Genomic DNA, 1,727 nt, shown 5'->3' on the forward strand with positions numbered 1-1,727 from the left:
GATCCGCTGTGCCGTCTCCGTTACTGTCATCGGTATAAGACAGTCGATTGCCTTGGTCGTCGTAGGTGTAAAAATAAATACGATTAGGCGCTCCGTCCCGGTCTAAATCTTCAATCCCAGATAGTAGATTGCCACTATTGTCGTAGGTATAGACTTTGGTCGGGTCGCCCACCGAACCAGATTCCATATAGTTTTCTGACAGCCGATTTCCCCACCTATCATAGGTATAGCGATAGTAGTAAAATGTTCCAGAAGCATAAGTTAAATCATCAGCGACCATGCCGCCGGAACTATCAAAATCGTAGCTTTGATTGTAATCAACGGAGCCATCACCATCGCTATCGACATCACTATACCCGGGAATGGGAAAAGAATAGGATATCCCCTGAGCATTGTAAAAATGATCCAGAGCTTGCATGGTTTTAAGGATACCGCCATATTGAAGCAATCCAGCGTTTGCTGCCCCGTTCAAAATTCGCCGAAGATTATCATCATCCTCAAAATCATCGTAATCCTCTTCAAAATCAATACTCACCCCATTAAACAGCGCACTAACTTCCGCAGTGATACGGATGCCATTGTCGGAACTTGAATCTTCATCTATGGATTGAAGAAAGGTCAGGATATTGTGCAGACGGTTAAAACTGGTTTCATCCTGTTTGGAGAGGTCACCGTTGTAGATTCTCTCAATATCTGATGCCCTTGTGTAAAGCTTGGCACCTGTCACAATATCCACCGGAGTCATATGCGCCTTTGCAGCCACCGAGTCCCCGATCTGCATATCCCCGACAAAAAAACTGATTTCTTCACCTGCCTGATAAAGAAAACGACCCTCCTGATCTGTATAGCCCGATTGACTTGTCGTTGTGTATGTCAAACCTTCGACAGGACTATCACTGAAATAACCAACCAGAAGAGAACAGTCGACCTCCGCTTCCGTAGAAGTACTACTGCGATCCAAAACGACACAAAGTTGCTCTGGCTCTGAAGGCTGGCTGGCGACGGACAGCACAGCGCCACCATCATCATCGACAGAAGTCTCGAATGAGTGAGTCCCATTTTCAGGAATGGTAATGGTGTCCCCACCACTACTCTGGATTATCAAATCACGACCGACCAAATCCCTAACCACAACATCAATCGTTATACTTTCGCTCCCTGCAACTGCATCGTTGTTATCACTGCCTCCTCCAGACCCACCACAGGCTACAAGAGCACCCAGCAGGAATGACATTATCACTGCAGAACAGAGTTTACGAAGTTGTTGAATTAGAGGTTCCACCATCGACTCACCCTAAACCAATTTGCCTCCTAAGACGTATCGCCGAAAGAAGTGCATCAAGTTAGTCACAATTTCTAAACCATAGTTTGCATATTATAAATGTCGTCCGCGCGCGACGCAAGAGCCTCATGATTTTTTGCAACGCAAACCGGTCGCATGCGCTCCACCAGTTCATCTCGTTGCGCCTGGGTTCTAGTCTGCATTTCTCATGAAGCCCCCGATGAGGCTGTCCATAGTCTCATCGGGTAATCATAGATTATTTTGTCCTTCGTTTTCCCCAATTCCCGATAATCACTGCCCCAATTTGGAGTAAACGGAGTCGGAGGGTGTTGATGGAATCTTTGGCCCATTCTGTACCACTGAGATACTTTCTCAGAGCCTCGAAGAGCAGATAGGCATAGGTCGAGAGCATCATCCGCCACTGATTGGTCCACCAGTTCGAGCT

1 protein-coding gene and 1 pseudogene are annotated in these 1,727 nt (G+C 46.7%); both read right to left on the reverse strand.

What is annotated here, in order from left to right; all coding sequences use genetic code 11:
- Positions 1-1,285: hypothetical protein (locus F566_RS31375; RefSeq protein WP_211210553.1), on the reverse strand; the 1,285-nt coding region annotated here is incomplete at its 3' end.
- Positions 1,286-1,562: 277 nt separating this feature from the next.
- Positions 1,563-1,727: pseudogene (locus tag F566_RS36010) on the reverse strand (transposase); the annotation flags it as partial.

Origin of the sequence: Hahella ganghwensis DSM 17046 (genome assembly GCF_000376785.1) — a bacterium.
Classification (GTDB): Bacteria; Pseudomonadota; Gammaproteobacteria; order Pseudomonadales; family Oleiphilaceae; genus Hahella; species Hahella ganghwensis.